Origin of the sequence: Serratia sp. K-E0102 (assembly GCF_029962625.1) — a bacterium.
Lineage (GTDB): Bacteria > Pseudomonadota > Gammaproteobacteria > Enterobacterales > Enterobacteriaceae > Serratia > Serratia sarumanii.
Genome location: NZ_CP124754.1, coordinates 1,182,246 through 1,208,637, shown reverse-complemented (window position 1 = coordinate 1,208,637; position 26,392 = coordinate 1,182,246). Strand labels below are relative to the sequence as shown.

The window sequence follows — 26,392 nt, the reverse complement described above, 5'->3', positions numbered from 1 at the left end:
GGATGAAAATAGAACGTAACCCTTTTCGCGACTATACGGCTGAATCCGCCCTGTTTGTACGCCGCGCCCTGGTGGCGTTTCTGGGCATCCTGGTGCTGTCCGGCATCCTGATCGCCAACCTGTATAATCTGCAAGTGCTCCGCGTCGAGGATTACCGCACCCGCTCCAACGAAAACCGCATCAAGCTGGTGCCCATCGCGCCCAGCCGCGGCATTATCTACGATCGCAACGGCACCCCGCTGGCGCTCAACCGCACCATTTATCAGCTGGAGCTGATGCCGGAGAAGGTCGACGATCTCAAGGCCACGCTGCAGGCGCTGCGCACGGTGGTCGACCTGACCGACGACGACATCACCAATTTCGAAAAAGAGCGCAAGCGTTCGCGCCGCTTCGTCTCCATTCCGGTGAAAACCGCGCTGACCGAGGTGCAGGTCGCCCGCTTTGCGGTCAATCAGTTCCGCTTCCCCGGCGTGGAAGTGAAAGGTTACCAGCGCCGCTACTATCCTTACGGCTCCGCCCTCACCCACGTCACCGGCTACGTGTCGAAGATCAACGACCGCGACGTCGAACGCCTGGACAAAGACGGCAAACTGGCCAACTACGCCGCCACCCACGATATCGGCAAACTGGGCATCGAACGCTATTACGAAGACACGCTGCACGGCAAAACCGGTTACGAAGAGGTTGAAGTCAACAACCGCGGCCGGGTGATCCGCCAATTGCACGAGCAGCCGCCTTCCGCCGGTCAGGACGTCTACCTGACGCTCGATCTTGAGCTGCAGCGCTACATCGAGCAGCTGCTGGTGGGCAGCCGCGCCGCGGTGGTGGTGAGCGATCCGCGCACCGGCGCCATCCTGGCGATGGTGTCCAACCCGAGCTACGATCCGAACCTGTTCGTGGACGGCATTTCCAGCAAGGATTATCAGGGGTTGCTGAACGATCCGAATCGCCCGCTGATCAACCGCGCCACGCAGGGGGTTTACCCACCCGCGTCGACGGTGAAACCTTATATCGCGGTGTCGGCACTCAGCGCCGGCGTGATCACCAAGAACACCGTGGTGTTCGATCCCGGCTGGTGGCAGCTGCCCGGCTCGGAAAAACGCTTCCGCGACTGGAAAAAATGGGGCCACGGCCGCCTGAACGTCACCAAGGCGCTGGAAGAGTCCGCGGATACCTACTTCTATCAGGTCGCCTATGACATGGGGATCGATCGGCTGTCGAGCTGGCTGACCAAATTCGGTTATGGCCAGTACACCGGCATCGATCTGGCCGAAGAGCGTTCCGGCCTGATGCCGACGCGCGAATGGAAGCTGAAACGCTATAAAAAACCGTGGTATCAGGGCGACACCATTCCGGTGGGCATCGGCCAGGGCTACTGGACCGCCACGCCGATCCAGATGGCCAAGGCGCTGAACACCCTGATCAACGACGGCACCGTCAAAACGCCGCACCTGCTGCAGAGCACCCGCGTCAACGGCGCGCTGGTGCCGTTCAAACAGGAAGAGAGCACGCAGATCGGCGATATTCACTCCGGCTTCTGGGAAATCGCCAAAGACGGCATGTACGGGGTGGCCAACCGTCCGAACGGGACGGCGCGCAAGTACTTTGCGGACGCACCTTATAAAGCCGCGGCGAAATCGGGTACCGCACAGGTATTCGGCTACGAAACCTACAACGCCCACAAACTGGCGGAGCACCTGCGCGATCACAAGCTGATGACCGCCTTCGCGCCGTTCAACAACCCGACGGTGTCGGTCGCCATCATTCTGGAAAACGGCGGCTCCGGTCCGGCGGTGGGCACCATCACCCGCCAGATCCTCGACCATATCATGCTGGGCGACAACAATACGCAATTGCCAAGCGAGGCCCCGCTGCCGCCTGGCGTAGAAGGTGACTAAGGTAGAACATGACTGAAAGCCAACAAAAAGGCTCGATCTGGACCAAAATCCACATCGACCCGACGTTCCTGCTGCTGATCCTGGCCCTGCTGGTCTACAGCGCCTTCGTGATGTGGAGCGCCAGCGGCCAGGACATCGGCATGATGGAGCGCAAGATCGGGCAGATCGTCATGGGGCTGATCGTGATGGCCGTCATGGCGCAAATCCCGCCGCGCGTGTACGAAAGCTGGGCGCCCTATCTCTATATCTTCTGCGTGATTTTGCTGATCCTGGTAGACGCCTTCGGGCAGATCAGTAAAGGCGCGCAGCGCTGGCTGGATCTGGGCGTAGTGCGCTTCCAGCCGTCGGAAATCGCCAAGATCGCCGTGCCGCTGATGGTGGCGCGCTTTATGAACCGCGACGTCTGCCCGCCTTCGCTGAAAAACACCGCCATCGCGCTGGTGCTGATCTTCCTGCCGACGCTGCTGGTGGCCGCACAGCCGGATCTGGGCACCTCGATCCTGATCGCCGCCTCCGGGTTGTTCGTGCTGTTCCTGTCGGGCATGAGCTGGAAACTGATCGCCGTCGCCGCCGTCGCGCTGGCGGCCTTTATCCCGGTGCTGTGGTTCTTCCTGATGCACGGTTATCAACGCGACCGCGTCATGATGCTGCTCGATCCGGAAAGCGACCCGCTCGGCGCCGGCTACCACATCATTCAGTCGAAGATCGCCATCGGCTCCGGTGGCCTGTCCGGCAAGGGCTGGCTGCACGGCACCCAGTCGCAGCTGGAGTTCCTGCCGGAACGCCATACCGACTTTATCTTTGCCGTGTTGGCCGAAGAGCTGGGGCTGATCGGGGTATTGGTGCTGCTGGCGCTCTACCTGCTGGTGATCATTCGCGGGCTGATGATCGCCGCCAAGGCGCAAACCACCTTCGGCCGCGTGATGGTTGGCGGCTTGATGCTGATTTTGTTCGTTTATGTCTTTGTTAACATCGGTATGGTCAGTGGCATTTTGCCGGTAGTTGGCGTACCTTTGCCTCTGGTCAGTTACGGGGGTTCGGCGCTGATAGTGTTGATGGCCGGTTTCGGCATCATCATGTCGATCCACACGCATCGGAAAATGCTGTCTAAAAGTTTATAAGAGGTGAGTAATGCGTAAGGAATGGCTTTGGATCGGCGTCGCGGCGGTGTTGCTCTCCGCCTGTACCGCCCCGACCACGGAACAGCAGGCGCCACAGCAGCCGTACAACGGCCCGGTGGTGGAAATCGGTGGCGTCGAGCCTCAATATGAACCCTATAACCCTAACAACATGCAGGATTATAAGGTTAATGGCGATACTTACCGCATCGTAAAAGATCCGCAGAACTTCTCGCAGACCGGCCTGGCGTCCTGGTATGGCGAAGAGGCCAACGGCAACACCACGGCGCTGGGTGAGCAGTTCGATCCCAACGGCCTGACCGCGGCGCACCCAACGCTGCCAATCCCAAGCTATGTGCGCGTCACCAACCTGGCCAACGGCCGTCAGTTGGTGGTGCGCGTCAACGATCGCGGGCCATACACCAAGGGCCGCATCATCGATCTGTCGAAAGCCGCCGCCGACCGCCTCAACCTGTCCAACAACACCAAGGTCAAAGTCGATTTCATCAACGTGGCGCCGGACGGCACGCTGAGCGGCCCGGGCACCATCGGCACCATCGTGGCGAAACAGAGTTACGCCCTGCCGGCACGCCCGGATCTCGGCGCCAGCGGCATGGGCACCCCGATCCAACAGGACGTGCCGGTCGCCGGCGGCGCGGCGGTGCGCCCGATCGATAACAGCACCCTGCGCACCGACGATGGCGCTCCGGCAAACGCCGGCAACGGCCGCAGCGGTTTCCTCGGCGCGCCAAGCGCAGTACCGGCCGGCGTGCTGGAAGGTTCCGAACCTGAAGCCGCCGCCGTGGCCGCTCCGGTTGCGGCCGGCGCTGCGGCGGCCGGCATGGCGGCCGCTTCTTCCTCCGGCGGTTACGTGGTGCAGGTCGGTGCGCTGAGCAGCGCCGAGCGCGCCCAGAGCTGGCAGCAAAGCCTGAGCCAACAGTTTGGCGTGCCGGGCAAAGTGGCAGCCAACGGCAACGTTTATCGCGTCCAGCTCGGCCCATTCAGCAGCCGTCAGCAGGCGGCCCAGCTGCAGCAACGCCTGGCCAGCGAAGCGCAACAACAGTCTTTCGTTACTGCTGCACCCTAAGCGTTATGCCCGGCGGGCATTCGCGGCTGATAAGCGGTTATTTAGCTGAAACATTTTCTTGCAGCTAAAAGGTCTTTAACCGCAATTAGTCAGATGAATGGATAATGCCTGCCGGGATCGCATCTGCTATAGTGTGGCTCGTTTTTTAACTTTACTTTCACGGATGTTGTAGTCCCGATCATGAAACAAGTAACTTCTTTTCGCTTAATCAAAAGCATCGCACTCGGCACCGTTATCGCAATGAGCGCAGCCTCCGTTGCACATGCCGATGACGTTAACATCAAAACCATGATCCCAGGTGTCCCGCAGATCGATGCGGAAGCGTACATCCTGATTGATTACAACTCCGGCAAGGTGCTGGCCGAGATGAACGCCGACGCGCGTCGCGATCCGGCCAGCCTGACCAAAATGATGACCAGCTACGTCATCGGCCAGGCGCTGAAAGCGGGTAAAATCGGCCAGGACGATCTGGTGACCGTCGGTCAGGACGCCTGGGCGACCGGCAACCCGGTGTTCAAAGGCTCCTCGCTGATGTTCCTGAAGCCAGGCGATCGCGTGCCGGTCTCCAAGCTGACCCGCGGCATCAACCTGCAATCCGGTAACGACGCCTGCGTGGCGATGGCCGACTACGTCGCCGGCAGCCAGGACGCGTTCGTTAACCTGATGAACACCTACGTCAGCAAGCTGGGCCTGCAGAACACCCACTTCCAGACGGTACACGGCCTGGATGCCCAGGGCCAGTACAGCTCGGCGCGTGACATGGCGCTGATCGGCCAGGCGCTGATCCGCGACGTGCCGGACGAGTACGCGATTTACAAAGAAAAAGAGTTCACCTTCAACAATATCCGCCAGATGAACCGCAACGGTCTGCTGTGGGATAACAGCCTGAACGTCGACGGCATCAAAACCGGCCACACCGACGCGGCGGGTTACAACCTGGTGGCTTCGGCGACCGAAGGCCAGATGCGCCTGATCTCCGCAGTGATGGGCGGCCGCACCTACAAAGGCCGCGAAGCCGAGAGCAAGAAACTGCTGACCTGGGGCTTCCGCTTCTTCGAAACCGTGGCGCCGCTGAAGGTCGGTAAAGAGTTCGCTTCCGAGCCGGTCTGGTTCGGCGATGCCGACCGCGTTGAACTGGGCGTGGACAAAGACGTCTACCTGACCATCCCGCGCGGCCGCATGAAAGATCTGAAGGCCAGCTATGTGCTGAACACGCCGGAAATTCACGCGCCGCTGGCGAAAAACCAGGTGGTCGGCAGCATCAACTTCCAGCTGGACGGCAAAACCATCGACCAGCGTCCGCTGGTGGTGATGAACGAAGTGAAAGAAGGCGGTTTCTTCAGCCGCATCGTGGACTACATCAAACTGATGTTCCACCACTGGTTCGGTTAACGGTTGAAACGGGCGAAATTGCCCCCATATAGTGAATAACACTAACTCCCGCCCCGGCGGGAGTTATACTTTATAGATTAGCTAGCACTCTGGAGCGCACGCACATGCAAAAAACTAAACTGAACGAACTGCTCGAATTCCCTTGCCCGTTTACCTACAAGGTGATGGGCCTGGCGCAGCCTGAGCTGGTTGACCAGGTAGTTGAAGTGGTGCAGCGCCATGCGCCGGGCGACTACAACCCGCAGGTCAAGCCGAGCAGCAAAGGCAACTACCACTCGGTCTCCATCACCATCAACGCCACTCACATCGAGCAGGTCGAAACCCTGTACGAAGAGTTGGGTAACATTGAAATTGTTCGCATGGTGCTGTAATTCCAGCATAAACCCCTGCTTATCAACCCGGGATGGCGCAGCGTCTTCCCGGGTTGCGCATTTTTGGTCAGCGAAAGGCTGGCCGCAGACCGGAGCGCCCGGTATAATGGCTTTACCACTTCTGTAACCTGACGATGACTCTTTTGCAACCAGACAAGATCATTTTGCGTCAGCTGGGGTTGCAGCCCTACGCGCCTGTATCCCAAGCCATGCATAACTTCACCGACAGTCGTACCGAGACCACGCCGGACGAGCTGTGGCTGGTGCAGCATCACCCGGTGTTCACCCAGGGCCAGGCCGGCAAAGCCGAGCATGTGCTGATGCCCGGCGATATCCCGGTGATTCAGAGCGATCGCGGCGGCCAGGTGACCTACCACGGGCCGGGCCAGCAGGTGATGTACGTGATGGTCGATCTGAAACGCAACAAGGTCGGCGTACGCCAATTGGTCACGGCGATAGAAGATACGGTTATCAACACCCTCGCCCACTTCCGCCTCGAATCGCGCGCCCGTCCGGATGCGCCGGGCGTGTACGTGGGGGAGCAGAAAATCTGTTCGTTGGGTTTGCGGATCCGCAAAGGCAGCTCATTCCACGGCCTGGCCCTGAATGTGGCGATGGATCTCAGCCCCTTCCAACGCATCAACCCTTGCGGTTACGCCGGCATGCAGATGACGCAGGTCAGCGCGCTGGCGCCCGGCGTTGGCATTGAAGACATACACCCAATCCTGGTACAGGAATTTGTTCATTTACTCGGCTACCAGACGGTCGAGCTTCGTAACTGGAATGTCCACGAATACTTATAAAAACCTAATGTTTTCATTGAGTTAATTGATATTTTTGCCATTTATAGTCACATCAAAAACCAGCAATTGTGACCTAACAAAATCAAATAGTTGCATGCTGGTTTTTTATTAACCGAATGTAAACCACCGTATCGATCAGTTTGCCGCCGCGCATCCTGAGTACGGTAGACGTTCTGGCTTTCTCTCGCGTGTTGCTGCTGATAAAGTGATAAGTAGAGAAAATCGTTAAGCCTCGTAAGAGGCTTTTAAAATTCGCTGACCAACAATTTCATACAAGGTGTCAAATGATTTCTGTTCAGTGGCTTCGGGCTATAGCTGTAATGATGGTTGTCGTCTACCATGTACTACTTAAAGCCCAGCTTCTTGGTTTAACCGCGACTTCGTTTTCATTGGGTGCTGCAGGTGTTGACCTATTCTTCATAATATCCGGGTTTATTATGGTTTACATTACATTCGGAAAAACTTATAGCACCAGCTATTTTCTCAAGAAAAGAGTTGCCCGGATAGTTCCTTTATACTGGATTCTAACCCTTGTCGCTGCTGTTGTATTCATCCTGCAACCATCATTAGTTAACGCCAATAACGGTGAAACAACCGTTGTAGGATCGTTTACGTTGTTCCCGGTTAGTGGAAAAGTCATGTTGTTAGCTGTAGCATGGACATTACAGTATGAATTTCTATTCTACTTTATATTTTCGGCATTCCTTCCATATCTTAATAAAAGGTATATATTAGTATCACTTACTATAATTGCACTTGCACTTCTTGGGATTAAAGATCATGATAATTACATCATAAGTTTTTTCTCAAACCCAATCATTCTTGAGTTCATTTATGGAATGGCTGCCTTCTTCATATTAAGAAATACAAAATTGAACTCTTTAGCGTGCATCATGATCGGCGTGTTGGCTTTTTATGCGCTCAATTCTTTCAATATCGGACTAGAGCATCGATACATTGGCTATGGTGTTCCCATGCTGTTCATTTTTCTTGGGGTTGCATCTATAAAAAATGATGATGGGATATTAAAACTAAAACCACTTAAAGCTCTCGCTTACATAGGTGATGCATCTTATTCCATTTACCTGACGCACATATTCTCAATATCAATAACCGTCCTGCTATTGCGTAAGGTAAATCTACTATCTGTTTCACTGCTATTCGTCGCATTATCAATTATACTGTCGTTGCTGGCTGGATTGATGTGCTATGAGTTGGTAGAGAAGAGGTTAAGAATCAGAGTGAGAAGCAAAACCATAAATCAAACTATTGGATAACCACCCGAACCCTAGCCGCATTAAGCTCATCACTGCGGCTAGGGATTGATTCCAATTCCTTACGATGGTTTTTCCGGCCAAGTGATATCAGGCATTAGACTAACGTCGATCCTATTCAACAGAACTCGATACTTCTTCCATTCAACCAGCTTGCTTTGCTCTTGTTTCGTGGCAATGTTGATATCAACAGCGTCTTGTAATGGGGCTATTATCTCAGTTGCCTCAGCCATCAATTTGGACCGCATGACATCGGCATTTGCTACAAGCTCATCATGCGTAGGTTCCGGTGGTTCTGACAAGACCGGTCGTCCACTGCCATCAGCTGTTATTACCTTTCCCTGTTCTTGTCCTTCAAAAAGACTCCGATAAACATCGCTGCTAATTGGTAGCGCATCGTCTGGCCATCCGTTAGATGACGATTCATATGTTTTTCGTTCTGACCCCAGATAGAAACCATTCATTTTAGCGCTAAAAAAATACTCTTCTACCATATTACACCTCAATATCCAATAGCTAAGTACTTGCCAGAGCGAGCATATTCATCACCAATCCCTTTCGAGAACGTCGCTGTTGTTGCAGTAAAATTACCTGCACCAATCTGCTCTTTTGCCGATGTGCCATTAGGTATTGGAATCGCTATCAAACATAAATTAGGGAAGGCTTTAGGAAAAGCTACCGTCGTTGTCGCACCAGCCTGCGCACCAATCGACCACGTACCTATTTGCATACGCAATTGCGAACTAAATGCATCCCACCACATCCCTGAACCATCAGTAGAGAATCCATCATTTAAAGAAACGGCACCAGTCCTACCATTCACACTAGTAACTGGTATTGGCTGTGGGCTTTTCGTAGTATATATCTGCCCTAAATCTGTAGTATCAACAGTACAGCGAAGAATTCCATCATACCCCCAACCGATATAAACCTTGCTGTTCGTTTGCCCTACGCCGCCGCCTTGTTGCACAGCCATGAAGTTTCCGACATTGCCCAAACCAACATCAGATGCTGACGGGGGATTGTTTTTATAATAAAACTCGCCCAACAATGTGTTATCGACTTGTGCAATTAGCTTTCCAGTCGAATTCCAGCCGATATAGACTTTATTGGTCAACATCCCCTGGCCACCGCCCTGCTGCACAGCTCCAACATCAGCAGCCGTTGGCTTGAATGCAGTGGTATAGAGCCTTGCCCAAACAAGCGCAGAATTAGGTTGTGAACTTCCGACATATCCCGCCCCAGCATTCGAAACAGCAATGTAACCACTTGTTGGGCCGCCGTCGCATGGCAAGCTCAAAACACCAAACACGCCATTGCCAGGTCGATTGTTTGAGGCGTTATTTACGCGATAAATCTCTGCAATTGTTGTATATGCATCATCGCGATGCCGGGCGCCAGCGCCAAGGCCAAAAGCCCCAACAGCCATCACGTTACCGTTGCCAGTACCGACTTTCTTTGTTGCTGCCGTGCCAAGGCCAAGATTACCGCGCGCCTCCGACACATCGGCAACATCGGAAAGGTTATTTGCTTTTTTCAAAAAGCCCGGATCGGTGATCGCCTTCTGTATCGCCAGATAAAGCTGGTTGTGTTTCGACTTGTCCAGCACAATACCGTTACCCTCGATGGCGTTGGCCATCTCTTCCTGCACTGCGTCCCACATATCGCTGTTAAGGTCGGTAGCGCGGCGCCCGGTAGCCGGATCGCCATTGGTAAAACCGTTCTTCCCCGGCCCAAACTTATCAATTTGCGCCGTAGGTGTATCAATTCGATGCATCGTTTTCTCCTTCAGGATAGGCAAAGACCACCACGGTGTGGGATGGGGACAATTTGTCGATAACGCATTCCACCACCGTATCGCCCCAGGTACGAATGGCGCTATTGCACGCGCTGGTGCAGGTTTGCCAGGCTACGGTGGCATCAGAGGGAATATTCACGCGCCAGTAATAACGCCACTTATCTCCCCACTCCGGATCCGGGGTCGCATCCAGATTCTGAAATTGTTCAATGGTCGCCGTGTGATAACCCAGCGCATCCAACTGTTGGCGGTAAAACCGTTCGTTAATCCCGCCCGGTATATTAATTTTTGCGTCAAGTCGCTGCTGGCGTTGACGCAGTGTTTGCACGCCGGCCGGCGCGCAGGAATCGGGCAGCCCACAGAGCGTTTCGTAACGGCCGATCAGCTCAACAGTCTGAGCCGGGTCAATCTCACGCATCAGGTCTTCACCACGCTGGTGAACGGCGGCCAAAGAAGGTGCCAGACCGTTCAACAGCGGGTTGTCTCCTTCCCAGGCCGGCCCCGGCGGCAGCAAATGATAAAGCAGCCGGGTGTAATCATCTTCAAGTGACATGCGTTACCCCGCGCTGTAGTTTGACCAGGTGACCGTTCCCAAAACGGGTAGCTCTACGTTACCCAACACGATATTGGCGGTCGGCGCATCCAGCCGGTGAGCATATTCGCCGGTGGCGATGCTGATGGCTTCGCTGATGCGCGACAGGTGTATCGTTCCCGAAGGAATGCCGTCACGCAAAAACAGCGAATTAAGCTCAGCAATGACGGCCGCCCGGATCTCCGGCGTGTCCTTTGCCAGGGCAATCGTCATGGGGATCACCTTCTCGGTGGCAGGGAACACAAACAATCCGCCGCCCGCAACCGGTGCCAGCGGTAAGATGCGATCCCGTACGTCGGTCACCGTTTCAGCCGGCGGCGCGGGATGGGTGGCATCACCACTGGCGACCATCACCCCAACCGTGCCGATCCCCTTGTAATGGCGGAACGTCCAGGCGCGGCTAATGCCGGCCACCTCTTTCGCCCAGATCACATAATCATGATCAGCGCCACCCTGTGGGGTGTAGAACCACCGCTCCATGATGCGGCCACGCCAGGTTTCAAGCGGCTCGATATCTTCCCCGCCCGCCAAATCATCGGCATAGCCCGTGGACGATAGCCCCCCGACAGGCGTCACCAGGCGCAAGGCAATGCCATCATCAGCGTTACCCTCTCGTCCGGCGACATCAGCCAGTATCGGGGCACGCAATACACCGCCGACCGCCCTGGCGGCTTCGGTGGTGGTGTACGTCTGCTGATCATCGCGCTGCAACACCGTGCCGGCCGGCAATTCAGGTGTGCCGCTAACATCCTGCCAGCGGACAAAGCCTGCCGCAGCCGTTGGCGGTTTCCGGGGGCAACGCTTCATCACGCCATGCCGCACCAACCAATCAGGATCCGCCTGGTCCGGTAACATGTTCCGAGCAAGATAGTCGATGTAGCCATATAGCGTATGAACGGCCGCCGCCTGCACGCGCGCATACACCTCCGCATCCAGACGACGCAGCACCACATCTTCATTGAACCGCGTGAGCAAATCGCTTCTGATCGTCGCGATAAGTTGCGGCAGGGGCGGCCTGCTGAAACCACTGTCAGCCATTGAGTTCACTCCATAAATCGTCAAATGTAATCGTGTGGCGGGTGCCGTCTCGCTGCCACAGTGTGATCGCGGCTGCCAGCATATCGATGCCGGTACGCTCCACTCGCGTATCAATCCGCGCGGCAACGCCATCGTCAATCATCCAGGCCAGCGCCTGGTTAATATACGTTCTCGCCAGAGGCGGCGTCTGATTGGTCAGGGTCGTTCGGCGGAGCAGGTATAGCCGGGAGCCTATGCGATCATTTTGTACCGTTGGCCAGGTATCGCCCCACCAGCCCATCGGCTGCTGCGCGTTATCGTCCGGCTCAGCCCGGCGCCAGGAGAAGAGCGATATCACAACCGATCGCGTCAGCCGATCTAGCGGCGCGTTTCCGGGGTAACGCACGCCATTGACGGTCAGGATCATCATTTCATCTCCTGGTTCGGTTTGCCGGTCTGGCCACCGTGAGTATCGTCGTGGTCATGCCCGTTATACTGTTCACGCATTTTGCTCAGCGTGCTGGTTTTATCGGCAATCTCACCATTGGGCACTTCAACCAGCGGCGTGTTAAAGGTGGCTTTCTCCTCAGCATTGACAACATAGTGTTTGGTGTTCACCTCTACCCGATTGCCCCGGCGCAGAACAATGCTGTCGCCTTCATCGGAGTACAACGCCACCTCACCACTCTGCAGGCCGCTCAGTCGGTACCGCCGATCGGCCACGGTGATCACCACACCGTGCGAACGGTCTCCCGACAAAAACAACGCCACCGCTTCTGCCCCGGGATGTGCCGCGGCCGTAAAGCCGTAGGGTTCCAGATGCTCAACGCTGGATTTGGGGTCACCGGCCACCAGCGCGACATCCACCGTCTGGCATTTGGCTGCACTGTTCAGCCCCCGCACCACCGCGCGGGCAAGCAAGTTAGACAGGCCTCGCTGTATGGCCTCCATCGGATTACGCATCAGAAATCATCCTCTTGTTTGGCCTTTTTCCGCTTCCCGGGTTTCTGTGGCTCTGGCAGGTACGCATCCTCCGGCCCCACGCGTAATTCGGTCACCGTGCCCCCCTCATCCTGGGAATACGTCACCTCGGCGATCACCATTTCCCGGTTGTTAAAGTCCAGCAACGGATCAAACACAATCACACGCTGGTTCGGCTGCCATAGCTGCCCGTCTCCCTGGCGCCAGCCCTGCACCGTATAGGTGGTTTCGTCCGTCCGGGCCGCGCGCTGCCGTGCCTCAAACTCACATCTCGCCTGACAGGTAGTGCCGGTCGCATTGCCCGTCTGCTGGATGTAGTGCGGGCGATAGCGTTTGACGCCGCTATCCTTCGCGGTCGAACGAATGGCAGAGATCGTCGCCTCGCCAAAATCATCGTCACCGCCGGCGCGCTGGCCAGAAACCTGATAATCAGAAAAGCGATCGCGAATGCTCTGTTCGGTATCGCAACTCAGCACGTTCTCGCCGAAGACCAGCGCGGTCGTGGCGTGCGCACTGCCAATGGCACCCACCACCAACCGCCCTTGCGGATCGTCATAGGCCAGTGCCTGCTGCTGGCCCAGCAATTTGTTCAACACCTCATGGACCGTTTCACCGTGATCCGCCTGAACTCCCTGCAGTGAGCCCGCCGGGGCGCCGGCATCAACAACGGTAAGGTTGAACGGCTTGGCAAGCTGCGTGGCAATCTGCGCCAATGTCCGGCCGGCAAATTGTGTGGGCGCCGCGGTGCAGTCAATCAGATCCGCCGTTTTACTCCGGCCGGTGATCCCAAAGGTAATGCCCCGCGCGTCGTAACGTACCGGCGTGGCCTCTACCCAGCCGGTGATCACCAGGTCATCACCGATCGAGACTTCGACGGCATCGCCCTTCTTAACCCGCGGGGCGAGCGGGACACTGCCCGACTCCCCCGGCCACTGGCGGGTTATCTGCACGTTAAAATCCCTGGCCAGACGCTCAATGCCGGCCGCGATCTTGACGGTAGTCCAGCCGCCCCACTCGCGGCCGTTCACTCTCAGCGTGACGGTATTATTCATCGAACGGGGACCCTCAATGGCTGAACGGGAATAAAGCCGGGATGCTTCACGGCATTACGCCCCGTAATGTCGGTTTCGCGGGCGGCGTTGTCATACCAGGTGGCGGCAAGCACCAGCGCCGGCAACACGTCTGGTGGTGTACGGGTCACCGTTTTTTCCACCTGCGCCAGGCGTGTCGAAATATCCCGGTTGGTATCCGTGCGAACCCGGTTAAGGGAAAGGAAGAGGCCATCATCGGCCGTGCGCTGCAGCTCGGTATCAATGACATGATTTAGCCCGGCGCGTACGGCGATCAAATCGTCCCAGGTTACGGGCGCCGGCACAGGATTATCCATGCCGGCATCATTGAGCGCCGGATGTGACACAATGGGCGTTGCGCTCTCAGGTGATCGCTGGTTGACTGGCGTTTTGGGCTGAGGAAGCAGCGTCACCGTATAGGCGGCTTCGCTGATGGCCGTGGTACGAATGGCTTCGGCAACGTAGTTCTGCTGCGTCTTCACAACCTGGGTTGTCGTACTGTCAGTATTCCATACCCCCCGCGGCGCCAAATCATGCCCCAGCGTCACACCGGAAAGCGTATCGATCAGGGTAACCAGATCCGATGCATCACCGCTCAGACGATTGCCGGCGCGCCACATTTTTTGTAGGGCATTGACAAAGTTCATGCCAGAAGACGGCGGCATCAGCAGTACCGACAAATCACCCTGCAGTAAACGCGCCGCCGCGGCGATCCCCTCATCCACCATGGTGAACGCATCCGCCACGTTATTGATCATCGCTGTGGCCTGATCAAGCACATCACTTTGAATAAAATCCGACAGTCCGCCCAGGCCAAAACTGGAGAAAGCGTCGCCAATACTGTCGTCAAGGGCCGAGCAGGACGAGACCAGCACTTGCCCTGTCGCCACGCCTGAAGTCGGAAACGACAATTCCCCCGCTTCAACGAAACTGAAGCTGATCCGGCACATGCGCCCTTCGTTGTTGCTGTGACTGACGCGCACTTCACCATCAACGCAGATGGCCATTTCACCGTAGTTGGGGTGTACCAGTGTTCCCAGCCCCGGGGTATCTACAGCCGCAATAAGCCGATCTCGCTGGTCAATATAATCATCCCCGATCAGGTAGGCGCTGATCGTGAATCGCCGCGTTGCCCGCCCGAGATCTTCGGTATAGGGCTTATCCCGATTGGGATATTCATGCGTCTGCACCCGGCGGCCGAATGTGCCTTCGTCACTTTCAACACTGAAAGGCACACCACGGAACGACGCGGGCTGCAGCCTGCTTTTCCATCCAGCCATAATGACTCCAGACGTAAAAAAAACCCGCGGCGCGGGTCAGGGTTTGGCAAATCGGTTATAGCCGACATCGTAGGAAATACCGGGTGAAGAATCCTGTGTCGGTGACACACGCATTCCCGGCGGAGAGTTTTCAAATCTGACGACCAATTCCCCTTCTTGCGGCTGTGCCGAACCGGCCGGTTTGAGCAGCTGATTGGACCGGCTCAGAGAGACTGCTGACGGATAACCTGTTGGTTTTCCTTCTTCCTGCCGCTGGTTAACCTGCTCCTTATTGTTATACCAGCCGCCCGCATTCCAGCGGTTTTTAAGCGAATCCCAGAATGAATCCGTATGGTCTGCCTGCTTGGCTGCATCGGCAATTTCTTTGAGCTGCTCAAACATATAGATAGCCACTGCAATCTGGATGGTTGCGACCCCCAGGGAGGCGATCTTGCCCAATACACCAGAAAGCTGCGTGGCCACCGTGAGCGCCGTTTTCAATGAACCGATGGTGTTAACGGTAAAAGCGCCCGTCATATACAGCCCAATCCCCCCAAGGACGGTTTCCCACCCTCCCATCGCCTGAGCGACTTTATCGACCTGTTGCCACACGTCCTTGATAACCGGGCCAACCTGATCCCAATTCTCAATGATCAAAAAAGCACCCGCGGCCAGCGCCGCCACTGCCAATTTCGCCGGCGAAAGGTTCATGACGGCATTCAACATTTTGAATGCGCGCGAAAGGCTACCAACGGCCACACCCAACCCAATCAACGCGCCGCCAAACTTCGCAACGGATTTGATGAGCTCAGGATTTGCCTTCACCCAATCACGCAGCTGTTCGACGAACGGTTGTAGTTTTTTCGCCGCTTCAACAATCGCAGGAAGGAATAACTCGCCAACCGTCACGCCAACGGCCGATACCTGGTTTTTAAGCAGTTGAATGGCATTCGCTGTCGTGGCGGCGCGCGCGGCGTACTCCTTCTCCATTGAGCCCGCATACTTCTGCCGGTCCGATACGCGGTCAAAATTGGTACGTAGCAGATCAAGGTTTGCCAGCAAAGGCGCAATTGCCCCCGATGACTCTTTACCAAACAGCCTGATCAGCGCCGACGACTGCTCTGCCTTCGGTAATTTCGCCACTGAATCCAGCACCAGCAACATCGCGGCCTTGGAATCCTTCTGCATTGCCGCCGCCAATTTCTTCGGCGATATGCGCAGTTTTCGCATCACCTCTTTTTGCGATTTGGTCGCCGCGCTGCCGGCGGTTAACGACAGCATGAAGTTCTTTATCCCTGTCGCCGCCACCTCCGACTCTACCCCCATGCCGGCAATAGTGGCCCCCATCGCCGCAATTTCACCCGATGCCACACCGGCAACGCCACCCAGCGGACCAAGGCGCGTCACGATGTCAGATATTTTGGCAGCGTTTGCCGGGCCAGTGTTCCCCAGGTAGTTGATCTTATCCGCCAACCCGACTACGTCTGTCTGGGTCATTTTGAAGGCCGTACGCCACTGCGCCATCATCTGGCCGGACTCTTCCGCGGTCTGGTCGAATGCCACGCCCATTTTTACGGCAGACTCGGCAAAGGAAAGCAGCTCTTCTTTGGCGATGCCCGCCTGGCCGCCGGCCGCAACAATCTGCCCAATCCCCTCGGCGGCCATCGGCAACCGTGTAGACAGGTTCAGCACATCGTCGCTCATCTGCTTGAACTGTGCCGGGGTATCAAAATCCACGACCTTGCGCACATCGGCCATCACCGATTCAAACTCAATGGCCTGATTTATCGGCAATGTCAGCGCCCCAACGATACCGGCACCCACCGCCGCAGCGCCGGTCATAATGGAGGAAAACTCTTTACCGAACCCCTTGACGTTGCGCTGCATCTTCTTCATGGGTTCGGACAGCTGATCAACCGCCGTAATGATCGCCTTTAACTGAAAGCTGTCAGCCACGGTTCATCTCCTCATTGATGCGGATGGCCTCAGCCTCCAGCTCAAAAAACCGGCTCAGTGCGAGCCGGCGCAGATCAAGCGGGTTCAATCGCCAGAAATAGGCAGTGTTGTAGAGCCGCTTTCGGAGTTCCCCGGGGTTTTCGACGCCGTAAAAAAACCGAGAATAGACATTGAGATAGCAAAAACATCAAACAGCGCCAACTGCCTGGCGGAGGAAAGCGGAATGCCGGCAAGCTCCGGGATATAGGCCAACGCCGCGGCGGAATCCAGCTTGACGCCGCCGGACTCCGTCAGCGAGAACGGCATACCAAATTTCGCCACCTGGTCATACGTGGGCTCCTGCAGCTCAATGACATGCAGCGTCTCGCCGTGCGCCGTGATCGGCTTACTCAGGGTGATTTCTTTCATTGATAGAATCCTTCTTCACCGTGGAATTCCAGATCGGCGGTGCCTTCCTCGGGGTTATGATTGGCCTCGCCGTGCAACCAGGCGCTGCCCAGCACATACACCATCCCATTTGCCAGCTCGGCGGTGATGGTCATGGCCGTAGACGACACCAGCTTGTTGATGGGGAACGCCTTCGGCACCTTAAAGGTGCCTTTCACATAAGGGGCGCGGTGGGTTTCTTTGTGATCCACGTCCCCTGCCAGGCCAATCACATCATCGCGCACCACGGTGTTCATCGGCACTTCAATGCCACCGGTGAGCGACAGTTGCTGACCGTCAATTTTTAGGTAACAGGTACCGGCGATCTTAGCCATCAGGCGGCCTCCTCGTTGTACTGCAGACGGAATTGGTTGAGCAGAGCAAAGACACGCAGCTGATTGACGTAATCCGGTGGGAACAGGACATCCAGGCGGCTCGGGTCATTGGCGTTACGCTCAACAATCAGGTATTTCTGGAACAGCTCGAAGTTTTCAACAATGCCCTCGCGCTCAAGCTGGCGATAGGTCGCGCAAAGCTCACCGCGGATCACCGCCGGCGTCACAATGGCCTGACCCGGGCCAAAGCGTGTGCCATCATTGGCCAGCTTGTGGCGCCCATACTTCGAGGTGATCACCGACTTGAGACGACGCAGAACATAAGCGCTGGTATGCAGCGTTTCGCTGTCCAGATAGCTGTTATCTGCCACGCCGTAGGCATTTTTCTTGTACGTGGTGATATCACGCTGGATCCGCAGGCTGCCGCCTTCCGCATACGCGGTCGCGATACCATGGGTCAGCAAGGACTGCTGCTCCGTCATAATGAAGCGCTTACCCACCGGGGCCGGCATTGCGCCCGTCAACTCTCCGGTCTGCGTCGGCCGTGCGGGATCAATACGCAGGAATACCGCCGCGCGCGCAAGGCGGCCGGCGACCAACTCATCCAGCGGCGTCTGGCAATCCGGCTCATAGCCGGCAACGGTAATATGCTGGTTATTGAGTCCGTCACCGAAAGCCACCAGCTCGGACAAATCGCCCACCTTAGCGATATACACATGGCCATACAGCTGCCGCATATAGCTCCAGCGGCCGCTGCTGTCGTTCATTTCCATCGCCATCAGCTGCAGGGACGGCATATCACTGAAGGGGAGTCCGATATAGTCAAACGGCGCATCGCCCATGGCTGCCACCGCCGGCGCCATATCAGGGGAACCCGCCCCGCCCTTCATGACGCCAATCTGAGCAGTCAGCCCGGCCGGCACCTCTTCACCACCCACGCTGCCGTAATAGTTCACCGCCAGCGGAATATCGTTACCCGATACCCCTTTGTTGACCGCCGTCAGCGTCACTACCCCCTGCACATCGCCGCCAGACGTTGCCAAAACTTCTGCCTTTACGGGCAGATCCGGACGCGCATTGATAGCGGCGGCGAGTGTTGTGGCAACAGCCTTGGCCTTATCTTCAGTTGCCACCACTGCCTGCACCCGGGTGGTACCGATATACAGGCTGATGCTGCCGGCGGCCGTCGCCGTGCCGGAAAGGGTCACTGTGCCCTTGGCGGCGGTTCCCGAACCATCAGGCAACGCAATCACCCACAGCTCACCAAAGGGGTCAACCTTACGGTAAGCCGCGACCATTCGCGCCAGTTGACTGCCACGGCCGGCCAATTTCCCCGCCAGATCCGCGGAAGGCATGATAACCAGTTCGTTTGCCGCTATCTCCGAATCAGGCAGCGCCATGCCAAACAGCAGCGACGGGGCGTTATCCTGCGCCGTATTTGCGGCGCTGTTGTCCATTTCCGCATAAAACAGCGGAACCCGAACATCCGCCGGGATGTTATTAAAGCTCACGGTCATTGTGTGTTACCTCTCGGTTTGGCCGGTGAATTGTCTTGTTGTCGAACATCGCCGGCCGCCAGCCGACGCATCCAATACGTGCTGGGTTCAACATTCCTTCCGCCTGGTGGCAAAACATCGCCACGCGCCGGGTCGGGAACGGTTCGCCCTTTGTTGGGGATCAGATACATGGGTTACTCGCTGAAATGTATTTCGGTATGGTGCTCGATCTTCCCGTCGGGGCCGGCGCCAGGGTCGATGTAATCCACATCAATCGACAAGGTTTTGAACTCGTCCAGCGCGTCCAAATCGTCCTGTTGGCGGGTGTCTTCCTCGGTTATCTCCCGGTCTACCGTAAAATCGAACTGGTAATAAAGTTCGGCGCGGTTCAAATCGAGCACCGTGCCACCGGCATAGCAAATGGGGCCGGCATCCGGATCAGGCTCCCAGCCCAGCAAGGCTTTCCAAACCTCGGCCCGCACATCGTGCACCGCGTCAAAAGACGCCCACTGCCCACGCTCATCGCGCCCGTTGCTCAGCACCACAATGACCGAAAACCCTTCGGTCAAATCCTGCCAATAGTCCGTCTGGCTCTTCTGCTCGCTGGGCGTATCATCGGCCGGCACAACATACGCCGCCGGGAGCAGCAGTTTCCCGACATCTGGGATAGCCTTGAACTGCGCCGCGCCTCCGACCCGGTTTTCAAACCGCGGGCAGCGGGCACGCAGTGCAGCAATAATGTGGGTTAATTTCACACTGTTTTCCTTTTGCGGCGCTGTGGCCGCAGCGATTTACGCAATTCACGCGAAAGGGTGTATCGGGTCCAGCTGCGCCGGCGCTCCAATACCTCCACCATGAAGTTATTACGCGGAGCAATCCGCCACTCGGTGCCCCCCGAGGCGCCACGATGATGTTTTTTCTGACGCTTCGCCCCACGGCGAACCCCGTAGAACAGAAACGCAGGGTAAAAAGCCCCGTTAATATGGCGGTTGCCCTCGCCGTTCTTCTGATTGGGAGAGATCTTCACCATCAAGCCTGGGCGCCGCTTGGAGGCCCGCGGGACGTAGTAACCGATAGAACGCGCAAGGCGACCGGTTCGGAAGGCCGGGTTCTCCCCCGGTGCCGAGCGGCCACGATGCATCACCAACCGTCGCGCATCGCGCATGTGGATCTGACCGATGCGCACAAAAGCACGCCGAAGGCGGGCACGGTTGAAGACCAACTCTGTCGGCTGCTGAAAATCAACGTGTAAAGACGCTTTCGCCGCCATGCCGTTCACTCCTTCGGGTTTCGCTGCCCAGCTCTTCGCATTCCAGCAACAGGAAGCGCCCTTTACTGTTCAGATCGCGTACACGCCGCACCCGGTAAACCTGGCCGGACAATACGACCTCGTGATCGGCGGTAATGCCAGAGCGGTAACGCAAGGTGAAGTAATGGGTGACGGTCGTCTCCGTCTGGACCGACGCCTGATAAGTGGCCGCCCCCACCTGCGCCATCTTGGCCCAGGCACGGAACGACTCGGGAAAAGTCGACGCCAAACCGAAACTGTCTGTCGGCTCGTCTACACGCCGCCGGATAACAATCCGTTTATCCAGCTCGCCCGGGTCGGGCAGCAAATAGCTGGCACTGGTCTGCGCCTGACGGATTTTCATAGCGGGATATACCTGTAGGGTTGCACGTTCCACAGAAAGCCCATCGGCAGGCTGGCCTTTTCAAAGTCCGACACCGCCGATCGGTTCTCATAGTAGTGAGTCGCCAACAGCAGCATGCCAATCTTGATATCGTCGGGAAGGTGCAGACCATCCGGATCGGACTCGGGGATCTCGCTGTCGGGTGCATAGAGTTTTCGATTAAGAAACGTCTCGGTACGCGTCTGAACCGCCCGGCCAATCAGTTCTAGCAATGCATCTTCCTCAGTAAAATCAGGCTCCAACTTGCATTGTGCCTTGATTTCTTCGAGTTTCAGCAACATAGCTTTCTCCGGTGCCCGCCAAACGGCGGGCACAAAAAAACCGCTTTACGCGGCATGTTGAACTTTGGTTGGCGTCGCTATCAGCTGCTGGCCGATCCTTTACCCACCAGCGCCTTGATGGCGGAGGTATCTTCCAGGATGCAATCGAAGCGATGGAAAGCGACGAAGCCGGTCTGATCGAACTCGGCATAACGCTCAACCAGACGCTTGAGGATCATGTAATTGACGCGGCGGATGATGAAGCGATTGAAATCGCCGCAGAACATGAACTTCTTGCCGGCACCAATATCATCGATCTCCTGATCAATCACGTACGGCACGTTCAGCACCGACGCCGGCGCCACGCCGACAATATCCGGCAGCCACAGTGGGCGTCCCTGGCCGTCTTCCATTTCACTGATCAATTTCAGCGTATTATCGTTAAAGGCCAGGCGGAAACGGTCGCCGCGACGGTATGCCGGGTCGATGGAGTGTTTCAGCGCCAGGACCTCTTTCCAGTTCACCGCTGTTGCCGACGCGGTCGCGGTAGTTTTATCCACGGAAGCCGCCAGACCTTTCGGCTGTTTCGGTGTACCGGTGCCGGTACCACGGATCAGGTAACGCGCCTCACCGCGGCCGATACGCTCGGCGATCCGGCGGGCAAGGTAGGCTTCCATATCAATCGCGCTATCCTGCAGCAGCTCGTTGGACACGCGAATGATTTTTGATGTCAACTTCAACGCGCCCAGGCTGTCCATGCCGAATTCGGTATCTTCTTCGCCGGCTTCTTCGTTTTCGCCCAGCAGCACACCCACCTCATCCGTGCCGTCAGCCGTCGCCCACTCCATGGTTCGGCCGTCAGAGGTGGTCAGGATCTGCGCCACACCGGCGATGCCGCCATAGGCTTTCATCTGCTCAACCACTTTCGCCAGGAAGGTTTTTGGTACGGTATACCCCCCCTTCTCATCCGGCGCAATGCCCTGCGCGCGCAGCTCACGCAATGCCTGGCGCTCTTCGGCGGTCAGCTCGGCCGCGCCGTGACGCATCCATTTATCAAACACGGCAACGCGCTGCTCAGGATCTTCACCTTTCGGGTCTTTATTCTGCTTTTGGCGTTGCTCCTCTTCCTGCTGCTCGATAAACGACTGATCCAGCGAGCGCAAGGACTCTTCCCGTTCGATTTTATCATCGATGGCCTGCAGCTCGCCCTGAGCCTTCTTCCACTCGGTGCGCTGCTCATCGGTCCAGGCGTTATCACCAATTTTGTCATGCAAGGCGCGCATGTCGGTGGCGATGGTGTTTCGTTTTTGCTTCAGTTCATGCAATTTGGACGCAGACATAGTTTTTCCTTACACATTAAGTAAAGTCAGGAGGCGCTCACGCGCCATTCGTTGGTTTACGGCATTGGTGATCGCGCCACTTTCGCGCGCCTCCTGCCAGGCTTTCAAAGAACGGACGGCAGAATCAGCCGCCTGATAGGCCGGATACGTCACCGGACTGACGTCATACAGCCGGGAGAATTTGTGGATTTCGCGAATAACCACGCCTTCCTCGTCCTCGTACCAGCGATCGCCGTCGCGGGCGACGCGGAACGCAAAGGACGATTGGTTAATGTCACCGCGTTGCATCGGCGCCAGCACCAGATCGCGGATCGTCTGGGTATCCGGCGCCTCAATGTCATACTGCAGACCACGCTCATCTACGGAAACCTTGAGCGTTCCCGAGGTACTCCGGCCCAGAATGAAGTTGGGATCGTGGTTAAACAGCCCGCGCACATCATCATTCAGTACATCATCGAAGGCGCCTGGCTTGATTATCTCGCGAAAGCCCCACAGCGGTTCAGAACGGATATTGAACACCGAGCCGTAACCGATAATCCGCGTCGGCTGGTCTTCCTGCTGCTGCGCGCGCACTTCACCGCTGTAACAGCGCGTTTCTCTGTCACTCATCGGCGTCTTCCTCTTTGGTTTTGTCGTCGATTACGTTTTTGGTTGGGTTGGCCGCATTCACGCTGACCAGCATTTCATCCAGCCCGTCTACCGGATTCATATCCTCGAAGGCGCGGGCCTCGTTGCGGCTCATCCAGCCGTCAATGATGGCGTAGTGGTAGAACTGGGCGCGCTCTTTCGGCGTGCCGCGCATCAGCCCTGCCAGGTTAAAGCGGACGTAATACCCCGCCGCCCGCTCCGCCCGGGTGAACAGTCGGCGGTTAAGCTCCTGCTCCCAGTTGGCAACCCAGGGCATGATGGTATAGCGGACAAACTGAATGGCCTGCTCGGTGATATTGCTGAAGGTGGCTTTTTCCAGATCGTTAATCATGTGCGCCGGCACGTTGAATATGCCGGCAATCATCGAACGGTTCAGCTTCATCATGTCGATGATCTGGGCGTCTACCGGGGACACTGACAGCGCCCTGTAATCAAGTTCTGCGGGTAACAGCAGGGTTTTATTCTCCTGGCCACGCAGCGCCAGCGACGCCTTTTGCCAGACTTTCTTCAACCGCTCCCAGCCCTTGTCCTGGATCTCCCCCTTCACGGACACAATGCCCGCCGGCCGCGCATTACCACTGAAAAAGGAACTGGTGTATTTCTGTCCGCTCATGCCCATGCCGATCGTCTCGGCGTGCTGCATGATGGGGCTGAGTCCCATTTTCTGGTTATTGCCCAGCGCACGGATGTGGATCATGTCATCAGGGCTGATGGCGAAGCTGCCCAACTCGTTATAGACGCCATAGGTATAGCGGCCGCCGGTATTCAGCAGCGTGGTTTCCCACGGCATACACGCCTCAAGCCCGCTGACCTCGCCGCGGCGCGTCCGGTGCACCCGGGTAAACCCGTTACCCCAGCCGAGAATGTGCCTCTGCTTCAGCTCGCGCCATTTATAGCTGGTCTGCCAGTCGTTGGGCTCGTCATGCACCAGATAAAAAACCGGGTGATCACGCGCCACATTCACGCCTTTTTCCGTTTTCCGCATCACATGCAGCGGCATCTGGGCCACGTTGGACGCCAACACGTAAATGCACGAATAAACCGCGGCCAGCTTCATCGATGTTTCCGGGCTGACGTACACGTCCGCCTGGAGCAAACCGTCCATTTCCGCCATTTCGGCGGTGACCGGATTGGCCGGATTTTCCAGCGGCTCACTGCGAAATAGCGCATCAAGTAACACGTTTCCCCCTTCTGGCCGCGATCAGCGCGAATGCCAGCAAACCGCCGCCGGCGCTCTGAAGCGCAATGGCGGTGCCAAACTGCAGGTAGATGCCCGCCACCAGCAGACCGAAACCGGCCAGACCGATAGCATCGATAATCAATGTTTTCATAGATATAAGAGGTCTTCGTCTGGATCGATATTGGAAAGGAAATCGCCCGGCTCATTCAGCATGGCGCGACCGATGGCCATAATCAGCGTGACGGCACCGTCAATCTTGTTCTCGGCCTGCTCCTTGATTGGCCGAACCACATCATCGTTCCCCGGCAAATACTTGCCGATCACGTTGCTGAGACACCAGACCATGATGGGGTTGCCGTCGTGGTGGAACCGGCCAGACTCGATAGCGGCCTCCAGCTCTTTCATCGGGTCGGACATGTTGGTGTAATTCTGGATGATCGTAATGGGCGACATGTTTTCATCGGCCAGCTCGTGCGATATGCCGGTGGCGCCGAAGGGGTCGATGGGCGATTCCTCTACCGGGTTAAGCCGGTTGGCTGCCCGGGCCTCTTCCATGATGTAGCGGTAATCGATCTCCGCGCCGTCCGTAACCGTCAGTAATCCCATTTCTACCCACTTCTGGAAGCGCTCCGCCGTACGCCGATCCTCGCTGCGTTCAACGCTGTAGACCGTGTCATACGGCACCCAGAACCGCGGCGCGATGCTGTAATAATGGCGCTTGCCGTCAATGTCCCGCGTAAACAGCCGCCCCATGCTGTTCATGTCCAGCTTGCGCGCCAGGTCAAACGCCAAAATGCAGGGCTGCCCTTCAAACTGCTCGAGCGTCAGCGTGGTATCTTCACAGCGCTTCAGGCTCACCAGGTTATAGAAGGCATCCCGCGCCGCGACCCAGATATTGAGGTGTTTGGTCTTGAATGTACCGGCGTGGCGGGCGTTGTTGATCGCCCGCTGCTGCTGGCTGAGCAGGAAGTCTTTGTAAACCGAGACGCCCATATTGGGGTTGGCCTTGACCAACGCCTCCGGTTTTGTCCAGTCGTCGCCTTCGTCGATGGTATAGATGATGCCGAACAGCTCATCGTTCGGCACGGTGCCGCTCAGCATCTCCACCACTTCACGGCGCTTGTCGTAGCACGGCCCCTCGATGTTGTAGCCGGCCGTGGTGATCGCCCACATCAGCGGTTGCCGGCGGGCGCCCATGCCGGTCAACATGGTGGTATAGAGCGCATCGGTTTGATGTTCATGGTATTCATCCACTACCGCCAGGCTGGGCGATGAACCGTCGCCCGGGTTGCCGATCAGCGGTTCAAAGCGGGCGCCGTCCTCCGGGCGGTTGAGGTTGGACGCATTGACCTCAATACCGAAAGCCTCCATCAGCATCGGCGTACGCTTGCACATCAGCCGGGCCGGGCGAAACACTTCCCAGGCCTGCTTTTCGGTGGTCGCACCGGAATACACCTCGGCACCGAACTCACCGTCGCAGGTAAACCCGTAGAGCGCCACGCCGGCCGAGATGGCCGATTTGCCGTTCTTGCGGGGGATCTCGGTGTAGACCTCGCGAAAGCGCCGTAGCTTGGTGCCTTTATGCACCCAGCCAAAGACGGCACAGACGATAAACAGCTGCCACGGCTCCAGGGTGATCGGCATCCGTTTGTATGCCCATTCGCCCTTGGTGTGCGGTAATAGCTGGATGAATCGCGCGGCCTGCTCTGCAAGGTCCCTGTCAAAGCGGTAGCGAAACTTTCGCCCCTTTTCTTCGGCCAGATCATCAAGATGCCGCTGGCAGCTGCTTACCACATACTGGCAGGCCACTATCTTGCCGCGCACCACATCACGCGCATACTGATTGGCAGCATTCACGTTGGGGTAAGATTTTCTCTTCATGATGTGATCAACTTAATGAATGGGTTATCCGTTTTTTTCTGGCCGGCGAGCCCTATCAGCCGTTGGCGGCTTCCCGGATCGAGCCCCAGCATGGCGCCGGTGCTGCTCATCTCCGTTTCCTGTTCTTTTTTTGCCGTCAATTGCGGGTTCTTTATCGGGCCGCCGGTGGCACCGGTAACCACGTTGCCCTGCTTGGCGATGTTCTTGACTGCACGGCGCCAAAACTCGTACGCCACGCACCACCGCTCCAGCACCGCCAGATCCGTGATGCACAGAATGCCCTGGCCGCAAAGCTCTTTGGTGGTCATTTGCCACATTACCGTTGCCAGGTGGAGCCCCTCTTCTTCAAACCATGCCGGCGGCTCCGCGCCCTTTATCGGGGTGAATACCGGCTCGTCCTTATTCAGGGCTCGTTTACCGGGGTTGCCGGCCAATTCCTTGCGGGCGGTCGGCTTTGGGCGCCGCCCGGATCGGCCTGCCGTTCCGGCCATATGCGCTCCAGATTAAATTTCATTTTTC

Annotated in this window: 30 protein-coding genes; 7 read left to right on the top strand and 23 right to left on the bottom strand. The window is 57.0% G+C overall.

The window, feature by feature from the left end; all coding sequences use genetic code 11:
* Window positions 1-2 precede the first annotated feature (2 nt).
* The 7 genes from mrdA to SSARUM2_RS05705 all read left to right on the top strand — a co-directional run bounded on the left by mrdA (window position 3) and on the right by SSARUM2_RS05705 (window position 7,946).
* The gene (gene mrdA, locus SSARUM2_RS05735; RefSeq protein WP_033637428.1) at window positions 3-1,898 is read left to right on the top strand and encodes a peptidoglycan DD-transpeptidase MrdA; all 1,896 of its coding nucleotides are present in this window, start codon (window positions 3-5) and stop codon (window positions 1,896-1,898) included.
* An 8-nt stretch (window positions 1,899-1,906) separates the two neighbouring features.
* A complete protein-coding gene (mrdB, locus tag SSARUM2_RS05730; RefSeq protein ID WP_004940006.1) occupies window positions 1,907-3,019 on the top strand; it encodes a peptidoglycan glycosyltransferase MrdB in 1,113 nt (370 codons plus the stop codon).
* Between the two features lie 10 nt (window positions 3,020-3,029).
* Window positions 3,030-4,103: an endolytic peptidoglycan transglycosylase RlpA gene (gene rlpA / locus SSARUM2_RS05725; RefSeq protein ID WP_041033851.1), complete on the top strand. Its 1,074-nt coding sequence runs from the start codon at window positions 3,030-3,032 to the stop codon at window positions 4,101-4,103.
* A 180-nt stretch (window positions 4,104-4,283) separates the two neighbouring features.
* Complete coding sequence (dacA, locus tag SSARUM2_RS05720; protein WP_033637426.1) at window positions 4,284-5,495, top strand: D-alanyl-D-alanine carboxypeptidase DacA; 1,212 nt, start codon at window positions 4,284-4,286, stop codon at window positions 5,493-5,495.
* Window positions 5,496-5,599: 104 nt separating this feature from the next.
* On the top strand, window positions 5,600-5,866 hold the full coding sequence (gene ybeD / locus SSARUM2_RS05715) for a DUF493 family protein YbeD (protein ID WP_033637425.1): 267 nt from the start codon (window positions 5,600-5,602) through the stop codon (window positions 5,864-5,866).
* 134 nt (window positions 5,867-6,000) lie between these two features.
* On the top strand, window positions 6,001-6,669 hold the full coding sequence (gene lipB, locus SSARUM2_RS05710) for a lipoyl(octanoyl) transferase LipB (RefSeq protein ID WP_282488643.1): 669 nt from the start codon (window positions 6,001-6,003) through the stop codon (window positions 6,667-6,669).
* Between the two features lie 284 nt (window positions 6,670-6,953).
* On the top strand, window positions 6,954-7,946 hold the full coding sequence (locus SSARUM2_RS05705) for an acyltransferase (RefSeq protein WP_282488642.1): 993 nt from the start codon (window positions 6,954-6,956) through the stop codon (window positions 7,944-7,946).
* A 59-nt stretch (window positions 7,947-8,005) separates the two neighbouring features.
* Here the strand turns inward: SSARUM2_RS05705 and SSARUM2_RS05700 are convergent, their stop codons facing one another.
* From SSARUM2_RS05700 to SSARUM2_RS05590, 23 genes are all read right to left on the bottom strand, one after another.
* Entirely contained in the window at window positions 8,006-8,437 is a 432-nt protein-coding gene (locus SSARUM2_RS05700) for a tail fiber assembly protein (RefSeq protein ID WP_282488641.1), read from the bottom strand.
* Window positions 8,438-8,445: 8 nt separating this feature from the next.
* Window positions 8,446-9,720 carry a hypothetical protein gene (locus SSARUM2_RS05695; RefSeq protein ID WP_282488640.1) on the bottom strand — a complete coding sequence of 425 codons (1,275 nt, stop codon included), beginning with the start codon at window positions 9,718-9,720 and terminating at the stop codon, window positions 8,446-8,448.
* A complete protein-coding gene (locus SSARUM2_RS05690; protein ID WP_282488639.1) occupies window positions 9,707-10,294 on the bottom strand; it encodes a putative phage tail protein in 588 nt (195 codons plus the stop codon). Before SSARUM2_RS05690 ends, SSARUM2_RS05695 begins: the two co-directional genes overlap by 14 nt.
* A gap of 3 nt (window positions 10,295-10,297) precedes the next feature.
* Window positions 10,298-11,371, bottom strand: a complete 1,074-nt coding sequence (locus tag SSARUM2_RS05685; RefSeq protein WP_282488638.1) for a baseplate J/gp47 family protein — start codon at window positions 11,369-11,371, stop codon at window positions 10,298-10,300.
* On the bottom strand, window positions 11,364-11,777 hold the full coding sequence (locus SSARUM2_RS05680; RefSeq protein WP_025303570.1) for a phage GP46 family protein: 414 nt from the start codon (window positions 11,775-11,777) through the stop codon (window positions 11,364-11,366). The genes SSARUM2_RS05685 and SSARUM2_RS05680 overlap by 8 nt, the downstream gene beginning before the upstream one ends.
* Window positions 11,777-12,313 carry a phage baseplate assembly protein V gene (locus SSARUM2_RS05675; RefSeq protein ID WP_025303571.1) on the bottom strand — a complete coding sequence of 179 codons (537 nt, stop codon included), beginning with the start codon at window positions 12,311-12,313 and terminating at the stop codon, window positions 11,777-11,779. Before SSARUM2_RS05675 ends, SSARUM2_RS05680 begins: the two co-directional genes overlap by 1 nt.
* Window positions 12,313-13,383 (bottom strand): phage baseplate assembly protein, encoded by a 1,071-nt coding sequence (locus tag SSARUM2_RS05670; RefSeq protein WP_147095216.1) that lies wholly within the window; start codon window positions 13,381-13,383, stop codon window positions 12,313-12,315. The genes SSARUM2_RS05675 and SSARUM2_RS05670 overlap by 1 nt, the downstream gene beginning before the upstream one ends.
* On the bottom strand, window positions 13,380-14,681 hold the full coding sequence (locus tag SSARUM2_RS05665) for a DNA circularization N-terminal domain-containing protein (RefSeq protein ID WP_282488637.1): 1,302 nt from the start codon (window positions 14,679-14,681) through the stop codon (window positions 13,380-13,382). Before SSARUM2_RS05665 ends, SSARUM2_RS05670 begins: the two co-directional genes overlap by 4 nt.
* A gap of 36 nt (window positions 14,682-14,717) precedes the next feature.
* A complete protein-coding gene (locus SSARUM2_RS05660) occupies window positions 14,718-16,616 on the bottom strand; it encodes a phage tail tape measure protein (protein ID WP_282488636.1) in 1,899 nt (632 codons plus the stop codon).
* 84 nt (window positions 16,617-16,700) lie between these two features.
* Window positions 16,701-17,024, bottom strand: a complete 324-nt coding sequence (locus SSARUM2_RS05655) for a phage tail assembly protein (RefSeq protein WP_049193558.1) — start codon at window positions 17,022-17,024, stop codon at window positions 16,701-16,703.
* The gene (locus SSARUM2_RS05650) at window positions 17,021-17,377 is read right to left on the bottom strand and encodes a phage tail tube protein (protein ID WP_025303576.1); all 357 of its coding nucleotides are present in this window, start codon (window positions 17,375-17,377) and stop codon (window positions 17,021-17,023) included. The genes SSARUM2_RS05655 and SSARUM2_RS05650 overlap by 4 nt, the downstream gene beginning before the upstream one ends.
* On the bottom strand, window positions 17,377-18,894 hold the full coding sequence (locus tag SSARUM2_RS05645) for a phage tail sheath subtilisin-like domain-containing protein (RefSeq protein ID WP_282488635.1): 1,518 nt from the start codon (window positions 18,892-18,894) through the stop codon (window positions 17,377-17,379). The genes SSARUM2_RS05650 and SSARUM2_RS05645 overlap by 1 nt, the downstream gene beginning before the upstream one ends.
* Window positions 18,891-19,064 carry a DUF2635 domain-containing protein gene (locus SSARUM2_RS05640; RefSeq protein WP_071826132.1) on the bottom strand — a complete coding sequence of 58 codons (174 nt, stop codon included), beginning with the start codon at window positions 19,062-19,064 and terminating at the stop codon, window positions 18,891-18,893. The genes SSARUM2_RS05645 and SSARUM2_RS05640 overlap by 4 nt, the downstream gene beginning before the upstream one ends.
* 3 nt (window positions 19,065-19,067) lie before the next feature.
* On the bottom strand, window positions 19,068-19,628 hold the full coding sequence (locus SSARUM2_RS05635) for a hypothetical protein (protein WP_055312934.1): 561 nt from the start codon (window positions 19,626-19,628) through the stop codon (window positions 19,068-19,070).
* Window positions 19,625-20,143, bottom strand: coding sequence for a hypothetical protein (locus SSARUM2_RS05630; RefSeq protein ID WP_282488633.1), 519 nt, complete (start codon window positions 20,141-20,143; stop codon window positions 19,625-19,627). The genes SSARUM2_RS05635 and SSARUM2_RS05630 overlap by 4 nt, the downstream gene beginning before the upstream one ends.
* Window positions 20,115-20,525 (bottom strand): phage head closure protein, encoded by a 411-nt coding sequence (locus tag SSARUM2_RS05625; protein WP_282488632.1) that lies wholly within the window; start codon window positions 20,523-20,525, stop codon window positions 20,115-20,117. The genes SSARUM2_RS05630 and SSARUM2_RS05625 overlap by 29 nt, the downstream gene beginning before the upstream one ends.
* Window positions 20,522-20,845, bottom strand: a complete 324-nt coding sequence (locus SSARUM2_RS05620) for a head-tail connector protein (RefSeq protein ID WP_025303580.1) — start codon at window positions 20,843-20,845, stop codon at window positions 20,522-20,524. The genes SSARUM2_RS05625 and SSARUM2_RS05620 overlap by 4 nt, the downstream gene beginning before the upstream one ends.
* A gap of 80 nt (window positions 20,846-20,925) precedes the next feature.
* Entirely contained in the window at window positions 20,926-22,164 is a 1,239-nt protein-coding gene (locus SSARUM2_RS05615; RefSeq protein WP_282488631.1) for a phage major capsid protein, read from the bottom strand.
* Between the two features lie 9 nt (window positions 22,165-22,173).
* Window positions 22,174-22,773 carry an HK97 family phage prohead protease gene (locus tag SSARUM2_RS05610; RefSeq protein ID WP_049193565.1) on the bottom strand — a complete coding sequence of 200 codons (600 nt, stop codon included), beginning with the start codon at window positions 22,771-22,773 and terminating at the stop codon, window positions 22,174-22,176.
* Window positions 22,766-23,992: a phage portal protein gene (locus SSARUM2_RS05605; RefSeq protein WP_025303583.1), complete on the bottom strand. Its 1,227-nt coding sequence runs from the start codon at window positions 23,990-23,992 to the stop codon at window positions 22,766-22,768. The genes SSARUM2_RS05610 and SSARUM2_RS05605 overlap by 8 nt, the downstream gene beginning before the upstream one ends.
* Window positions 23,982-24,143 (bottom strand): hypothetical protein, encoded by a 162-nt coding sequence (locus SSARUM2_RS05600; protein WP_025303584.1) that lies wholly within the window; start codon window positions 24,141-24,143, stop codon window positions 23,982-23,984. Before SSARUM2_RS05600 ends, SSARUM2_RS05605 begins: the two co-directional genes overlap by 11 nt.
* A complete protein-coding gene (locus tag SSARUM2_RS05595) occupies window positions 24,140-25,873 on the bottom strand; it encodes a terminase large subunit (RefSeq protein ID WP_049193569.1) in 1,734 nt (577 codons plus the stop codon). The genes SSARUM2_RS05600 and SSARUM2_RS05595 overlap by 4 nt, the downstream gene beginning before the upstream one ends.
* Window positions 25,870-26,364, bottom strand: a complete 495-nt coding sequence (locus SSARUM2_RS05590; protein WP_048796489.1) for a phage terminase small subunit P27 family — start codon at window positions 26,362-26,364, stop codon at window positions 25,870-25,872. Before SSARUM2_RS05590 ends, SSARUM2_RS05595 begins: the two co-directional genes overlap by 4 nt.
* Window positions 26,365-26,392 lie beyond the last annotated feature (28 nt).